Source organism: Pedobacter sp. 10L46_2 (assembly GCF_056395165.1).
In genome coordinates this window covers 1-7,884 of sequence record NZ_JBFTIZ010000188.1, presented here as the reverse complement: position 1 = coordinate 7,884, position 7,884 = coordinate 1, and the positions used below count along the sequence as shown (strand labels likewise).

General features: G+C 40.8%; 5 protein-coding genes. All 5 read left to right on the top strand.

Annotation, left to right across the window (positions count from 1 at the left end):
- A partial coding sequence (locus AC1DDX_RS18100) for a glycosylhydrolase-like jelly roll fold domain-containing protein (RefSeq protein ID WP_477622362.1) occupies nucleotides 1-619 on the top strand: 619 nt, incomplete at its 5' end.
- A 14-nt stretch (nucleotides 620-633) separates the two neighbouring features.
- The gene (locus tag AC1DDX_RS18095) at nucleotides 634-1,827 is read left to right on the top strand and encodes a glycosyltransferase WbsX family protein (protein ID WP_337715896.1); all 1,194 of its coding nucleotides are present in this window, start codon (nucleotides 634-636) and stop codon (nucleotides 1,825-1,827) included.
- 5 nt (nucleotides 1,828-1,832) lie between these two features.
- Nucleotides 1,833-3,551 (top strand): hypothetical protein, encoded by a 1,719-nt coding sequence (locus tag AC1DDX_RS18090; protein ID WP_337715894.1) that lies wholly within the window; start codon nucleotides 1,833-1,835, stop codon nucleotides 3,549-3,551.
- Complete coding sequence (locus AC1DDX_RS18085) at nucleotides 3,551-5,344, top strand: glycoside hydrolase family 71/99 protein (protein WP_337715892.1); 1,794 nt, start codon at nucleotides 3,551-3,553, stop codon at nucleotides 5,342-5,344. The genes AC1DDX_RS18090 and AC1DDX_RS18085 overlap by 1 nt, the downstream gene beginning before the upstream one ends.
- Before the next feature lie 72 nt (nucleotides 5,345-5,416).
- Nucleotides 5,417-7,884, top strand: a 2,468-nt coding sequence (locus tag AC1DDX_RS18080) for a family 78 glycoside hydrolase catalytic domain (RefSeq protein WP_477622361.1), incomplete at its 3' end; no start/stop codon positions are given.

The window sequence follows — 7,884 nt, the reverse complement described above, 5'->3', positions numbered from 1 at the left end:
GTACAGCTCAACACCAAATACAACATCTGTTCCTTTAAAACTCGATGCATTTGAAAGTGCTTTTATAATCTTCAGAAAAGACCAGTCCGGTAATGCCACGGCCGAGAAAAAGGTTAATTTCCCTGAGCCAATTGATGTAATTAAATTAACTGACCCATGGACCGTTAAATTTGATAAAGAGGGCAGAGGCCCAGAAGAACCTGTGGTATTTAAAACTTTAATAGATTGGTCAAAACACCCGGATACACGAATAGCTCATTATTCTGGAAGTGCCTTATATAATACTTCGTTTGAGATTAAGAAACCAGCTGCAGGGCAGCGTATTTATCTAAACCTCGGCGCAGTTACCGCATTGGCCAAAGTAAAGGTTAACGGTAAAGAGGTTGGTGGTGTATGGACACCACCTTACAAAGTAGACATTACCGAGGCAGTGTTGGCGGGTGAAAATAAGCTGGAAGTAAAAGTGGTTAACACCTGGGTAAACCGGTTGATAGGTGATTTAAAATTGCCAGAAGATCAACGTAAAACCTGGTCTTATATTAACCCGTACAAAGCAGACAGCCCGCTGCATCCATCAGGGTTAACAGGTCCGGTATCTATTGAAATAAATCCGTATTAAACACAACATTTATTATGAAGTCATTATCTTATAATAGATCGCTCTTTTCTTTGGCAATAGCAATAGCTATTGCCATTATATTTCAATCGTGCAACATCAAAAAGAAAATTACCCAGGATTATGATGTAGCTGCATTCTATTGGCCTGCCTATCACTATGAGCCTAGAGCGGAGTTTTTATTTCCAGAAAAAAAGGGGGAATGGGAGATCATTTATAAAGCGCAACCTAAAGAAAAAGGACATGCCCAACCAAAAGTCCCGCTCTGGGGATATCTGGACGAGGCAAATCCAAAAGATATGGATAAAAAGATCACTGCTGCTGTTGATCACGGAGTGAATACATTTATCTTCGATTGGTACTGGTATGAGGGAAAACCATTCCTTGAAGATTGTATCAACGAAGGCTTTTTAAAAGCCAACAAAGGCAGGATGAAGTTTTACCTGATGTGGGCAAATCATGATGCTACAACTTATTGGGAGCGCAAGAACCCGAAAAAAGATTCAGTGATCTGGAAAGGCAGTGTAGATCGTAAACAATTTAATATTGTGGTCGATCGTGTGATAGCAAAATATTTCAAAGATCCTGGTTATTACAAGATTGATGGTGCCCCGGTATTCTGTATCTACGAACTTCATACGCTGATTGCGGGATTGGGCGGTGCAACGCAAACCAAAGAGGCTTTGGATTACTTCAGAGAAAAAACAATTGCCGCAGGGTTTCCCGGACTGCACTTACAGGGAATTCTTTGGCAGGCCTTACCTTCAAGTATTGCAGGGGTACCCGGCGAAAAAATTGGAACACAGAATAAAGTTATGGAGTATTTTGGCTTTAACAGTTTAACAAATTACTGCTGGGCACATTTGCAAAATCCAGATGGAGATTACGAGAAATGGGCAGATCTGTCTACCAATATGTGGCAAGGATTTAGTAACGATTTTACCATTCCTTATTTCCCTAATCTCACAATTAGCTGGGATGCTAACCCAAGGTTTCCGTATAAAACCGGTTATATAAATAATCCCGCTCCTGAAAAATTTGCAAAGTATGTCGAAAAGGCAAAAGTATTTGCAGATACACATCCAAAACAACGCAAATTAATTACCATCAATGCCTGGAATGAGTGGTCGGAAGGAAGTTATCTCGAACCCGATACCTTACATAAAATGGGTTATCTGGACGTATTAAAAAGGGCATTTGTAAAAAAATAAATCCTATGAGGTCTGTTCACTTTATAATACTTTTTGCATTATTGGGGATTGGTTCATCAAGCGCTCAGCCGTTTGCCGGAGCTGATGATTTGGGCAGAGTTCTCCCTCAAAATAAGGAGGTGGGTAATCCTAGAAAAAAAACGGTTGCCATGTTCTACTTTTTATGGCATGAAACAGCACCACGCAAATATTGGGATCTCCATGAAATCGTGAATGCACATCCCGAAGTACTCAATGATTTTGATAATCCATATTGGGGAAGCGGGGGGATGTATTACTGGGGGCAACCCATTTATGGATATTATAGCGCAAATGATTATTGGGTACATTTAAGAAGTATTCAGTTGCTAACTGATGCTGGTGTGGATCTTCTTGTAATTGATGCAACAAACCGCTTAACTTATCCAAAACAAGCCGACGTGTTGATGAAGGCTATGAATGCAGTTCGGGCGCAGGGTAAAACCCCTCCTAAAATCGTGTTTTATACCAATACCTCATCGGGCGAGACCATGCAGGAAGCCTACAATAATTTTTATAAACCTGGTGCTCCATACCGCTACCCCGAGTGCTGGTATTTAATGGATGGTAAGCCGCTTATAATTGGAATATCTGCAGAAGCTAAGGGAAAAGATTATGAAAATACTTTCACATACAGAGAATCACAATGGCCAAACGAACCTCAAAAAACAAACAGCTGGCCATGGATTGAATTTGTAAGACCTCAAAAAACATATAAGAACGCCAAGGGAGAAACAGAAATCATCAATGTCTCAGTTGCACAGCACCCTAATCCAACGGCAGGAATGGGTGGTTCGGCATTTTACGGTAATAAAGACAATTGGGGTAGGAGCTATCATAATGGGTCACCCGGAAATCCTGCAACAGATGTAATTTATGGTTACAATTTTCAGGAGCAATGGGACTATGCTATAAAACAAAACACGCCTTTTGTGTATGTTACAGGTTGGAATGAGTGGATAGCCGGAAAATTTCCTAGTAGAGATAACAACCCGGAACACTCATGGTTTTGTGATCAGGCAAGCCCAGAATATAGCAGAGATATCGAGCCTTCGCTTACTGCCGGTTTAAAGGATAACTACTATATGCAATTGGTTGGCAATATAAGAAGATACAAAGGCGTAGCCGCAAATCCTTCGGCTGGCTTACCTAAAACAATTAATGGGTTCGGTGATTGGACATCAGTACAGCCCGTTTACAAGGATTATACCGGCGACACTCAGGAACGTAACCATCCAGGCACCCCGATTGAGCCTGCAATTGTTTATACCAATGCAACAGGCAGAAACGATTTTGAGCAGATGAAGATTGCGCGTGACAAAGTCAACATTTACTTTTTTGTTAAAACTGTAGCTGACATCACTTCCAATTCAGGCAGTAACTGGATGAGACTATATCTGGATACAGATCGAAGCGCCAAAACAGGCTGGAAAGGATATGATTTTAGAGTTGCAGGGGGAAGCAATTTGCAGCAATACAGAGATGGAGCCTGGAAAGATATACAGACTTTAAAATATGTAGTTAAGGGTAATCAAATGATGGTTACACTTCCAAGAATCTATCTTAAAAACGTAGCTAAACCGCTCAATTTCGAATTTAAATGGTCTGATAATATGCAGAACGATAACGATCCGTTAGACTGGTATCTAAATGGCGACACAGCACCGGGTGGCCGTTTTAATTTCATATATAGCGCTACCAATTGATGATGGGTTTAAAAAAAATCTTCTTATCGGGATTGATTTGTATCTCCTTTTATCAGACTGAAGCTCAAGTTTCATCATCAAATGCTGATACATGGGTAGCAAAAGATGCGCTTGGCCGCACTATTGAGCCAGCAAAATATAAAACTCCACGTAAAGATAAGTATGCAGGAATATTCTATTTCATATGGCAGGGAGCTCACGGCTATGATCAGCATAAAGGAGGTGCTGCTGATGGTGGGGTGATGCCCAAAACACCAGGGGATACGGTTAGCCCATATGACATTACCAAGCTTTTAAAGGCCAATCCAACTGACCCTAAATATGGACCAATTCACGCTTTTCACCATTGGGGTGAACCTTATTTTGGGTATTACCTTGCCGATGATGAATGGGTGATCCGTAAACACGCACAAATGTTATCTGATGCTGGTATTGATGTAATTATTCTTGATGTAACCAATGCCGCTATTTATCTGCCGCAGGTTACAAAGATTGCCAATACTTACCTTAAAATGCGTGCCGAAGGATTAAGCACCCCATCTATTTCCTTTATTGTAAATAGTGTGCCCAAGCAAACGGTTAATAACCTTTATGAGCAGATTTATAAAAAAGGATTGTTTAGTAACCTTTGGTTTTTGTGGAAAGGAAAACCCCTGTTGTTGTGCCCGCCAGAGGCAGTTACACCCGAAATTAAAAATTTCTTTACCACCCGGCATTCCTGGGCATGGAGCAAAGGCCAGCAGTGGTTTGCAGATGGTAAAGACAAATGGCCATGGCTTGATCATTACCCTCAATCTTATGGCTGGCACGATTCAAAAGATAAAGCTGAACAGGTAACCGTTTCTATTGCACAACACCCGATGTCGAACATTGGCAGAAGCTTTCATAATGGTAAAGAGCCAGAAATATTTTCGACCGAAAAAGGACTTTACTTTGAAGAACAATGGAAAAGAGCCCTTGAGGTAGATCCTGAATTTGTATTTATAACCGGATGGAATGAGTGGGTGGCCATGCGCTTTAACGACGGAGCATCCAAAACCTTTTTAGGTAAGTCAATCGAAAAGGGAGAAACCTATTTTGTAGATCTTTATAATGCCGAATTTAGCAGAGATGCGGAACCTGAAAACGGCGTAACCAAAGACAATTATTATTACCAGCTGGTAGATAATGTAAGGAAGTTTAAAGGCACAGGAAAACTTCCCGTTTACAAAACCAATACATCAATGAGCATTGATGGGAAATTTAGTGATTGGAAAAAAATACCGGCGGTATATAAAGATGATAGTGGAGATACCTTCCATCGCAAACACCCAGGCTGGGGCCGAATAAATGAATATGTAAATAACACAGGTCGCAATGATATTATAGAATCCAGAATTACTTCAGATCAGCAAAATGTGTACTTCTATGTAAAAACAAAAGATCCATTAACACCATCGGATTCTCCAGATTGGATGCATTTGTTTATAGGTGTAAAAGGTGCTGCCAACCAAGGCTGGGAGGGCTTTCAATATGTAGTTAACCAGCGTGTTTTAAGTAATAATACTGCTACATTACATAACCTTAAAAAAGACTGTAGTTTAGGTAAATCATCTTCCATAAAATACAGAACAGACAAAAACGAATTGGAACTTGTTATCCCAAAAAAACAACTTGGTATTATAGGAAACGAGTTTACATTAGACTTTAAATGGGCCGATAACTCACCTGTTGACGGAAATGCCATGCATTGGCTAGACAAGGGTGATGCTGCTCCAAATGCACGGTTTGCCTACAGATATATTAAACAATAAGACCAGGTACTGGACAGTACAGGTTGCCATTCTACTGTAATTGTGGTATTTTAAAAAACCAAATGTTAACCAATGAGACGAACTAAAAATATATTTATTGCATTGCTATTTCTGTGTTTATCGGGGACCGCCTTCGCCGCCAAAATAACCGATGTAACCAGTTCCGTTGTTCCGGGAAATACGAGATGTGAATATCTGATCAACCCAAAGGGTCTGGATGAATTACAACCCCGTTTAAGCTGGACACTTACCGCAACCGATACCGCTGCTTTTGGACAAAAGCAAACTGCTTACCGGATTTTAGTTGCATCAACAGAAGGCGGACTTAAACTTAACAAAGGTGATATATGGGATTCCGGTTGGGTAAGTTCATCGCAGATGCAGCAGATAACCTACAAAGGAAGGCCGTTTGTATCTGATAAAAACTATTTTTGGAAAGTCTCGGTTAAAGACGAGAAAGGCAAAATCTCGCCTTGGAGTAAAGCCGCTCAATGGACTACGGGTTTACTTAAACCAACAGATTGGAAAGCAAAATGGATTGGCACAGATCAGATTTTTGATCCTGCCCAGCAAGATTGTAACATCTCCGATCCATGGCTTCGAAAAACCTTTACACTTAAAACAAAACCCGGAAAGGCAAACATATTTGTAGCCTCTGTAGGTTTCCATGAAATATACGTAAACGGTAAAAAAATAGGCAACGATGTTATGGCGCCAAGTGTAACAGACCATATGAAAAGGGCGCGTTACGTGGCCTACGATATTGCGCCGGAACTTAAAGCAGGTAAAAACGTAATCACCATCTGGTTAGGAACATCATGGTCTATTTTTGGACCCTACATCGTAAAAGACCGGCCAAATACCCCAATTGTAATTGCTCAGGCCGCAATTTATGCCAATAAAAACACTACACCGCTATCAAAACCTGAATTGGTAATAAGCACAGATGAAAGCTGGAAAACCCACAAGAGCCCAAATAAATTATTAGGCGTGTGGGATTCTAACAGAATGGGAGGAGAGATTTGGGATGCAAATAAAGAAGTTGCAAACTGGAACACTACCGCCTGTGATGAAACAACATGGGATAAGGCAATAACCTATCAGCCTAAGCTAGTCCTCTCTGCTCAAAAAATAGAGCCTAACCGTGTTTTTGATGAAATAAAGCCAATTGGAATTGTAGAAAGAAATGATGGGACATACCGGGTTGATATGGGTGTCAACTTTGCCGGGTGGACAGAAATTAAAGTAAAAGGTAAGCAAGGGGATACTGTGAAATTTTTATTCTCGGAAAGGGAACAATCCGATATCACTTTCAGCAACCACAGCGCTTTTGTTATTGGTAAAACAGGACAGGGAACTTTTCATAATCGATTTAATTATAGCTCAGGTCGCTGGGTTACTATTAAKGGTTTAAAAAGTAAGCCCTCACTTAATGATATCCGTGGTTGGATGGTACGTACAAATTACAAAGAAGCTACCACTTTTGAATGTTCAGACCCTTTGCAAAACTGGACATATAATACCATAAAATGGACCTTTCAAAATCTCTCAATAGGAGGGTATATTGTAGACTGCCCTCAGCGTGAAAGACTGGGCTATGGAGGCGATGCACATGCAACTTGCGAAACAGGAATGTTCAATTATCATATGGCTGCTTTCTATACCAAATGGATGGAAGACTGGAGAGATGTACAAGGAACTGAATCTCTGGTAGGAAACATGTACGACGAAAACTTTGCCCGCAAAAGCATAATGAGTGGTCGCATCATGAATAATGGTGTTCTGCCACATACTGCACCTACTTACATGGGGGGCGGTGGCCCTGCATGGGGCGGTATAGTAGTCTCTTTGCCCTGGTTTATTTATCAGCATGAAGGCGACAAAAGGGTGCTTGATAAGAATTTTGAAATGATCAAAGGCTGGCTTTCATTTTTGGATCTGAATACTAAAGATGATATGTTGGTTCGCTTTGGCGGATCATGGGATTTTTTGGGTGATTGGTTATGGCCTGGAGCCACAGCCGAAGGGATGAATAACAATAAACCCCAAACCGTTTTCTTAAACAATTGCTATAGAATATTTAACCTGCGTACGGCTGCTAAAATTGCTCGCGTACTTCATAAAGATAAAGAAGCACAACAGTGGGAAAAACAAGCAGATGTATCAAGCGCAGCAATTCACGCTAAATTTTACAATGCAGATGATCATAGTTATTCTGATAAATCAATGTCTAATCTTGCTGCGGCCTTATTGGGTGAGGTAATGCCTCAAGACTTGAAACCATTAATCATGAAGCGGCTTGAAAATGAGATTCTGGTGGTTCATAAAGGGCACATCAATGTAGGGATAACAGGCGGAGCAATGCTCTTTAAAGTATTAAGAGACGCCGGACGCGATGACCTTATTTATGCCATGACCTCGCAGACTGATTATCCGAGCTGGGGCTACATGAAAGCCAATGGTGCAACAACCATTTGGGAAATGTGGGAAAAAGACCTGCCTGGACATTCTCTATTACATAGCTCATACCTGTATCCGGG

Coding starts and splice junctions, on each gene's coding strand:
- AC1DDX_RS18090 (WP_337715894.1), top strand. CDS start 1,833: ATGAGGTCTGTTCACTTTATAATACTTTTTGCATTATTGGGGATTGGT.
- AC1DDX_RS18095 (WP_337715896.1), top strand. CDS start 634: ATGAAGTCATTATCTTATAATAGATCGCTCTTTTCTTTGGCAATAGCA.
- AC1DDX_RS18085 (WP_337715892.1), top strand. CDS start 3,551: ATGATGGGTTTAAAAAAAATCTTCTTATCGGGATTGATTTGTATCTCC.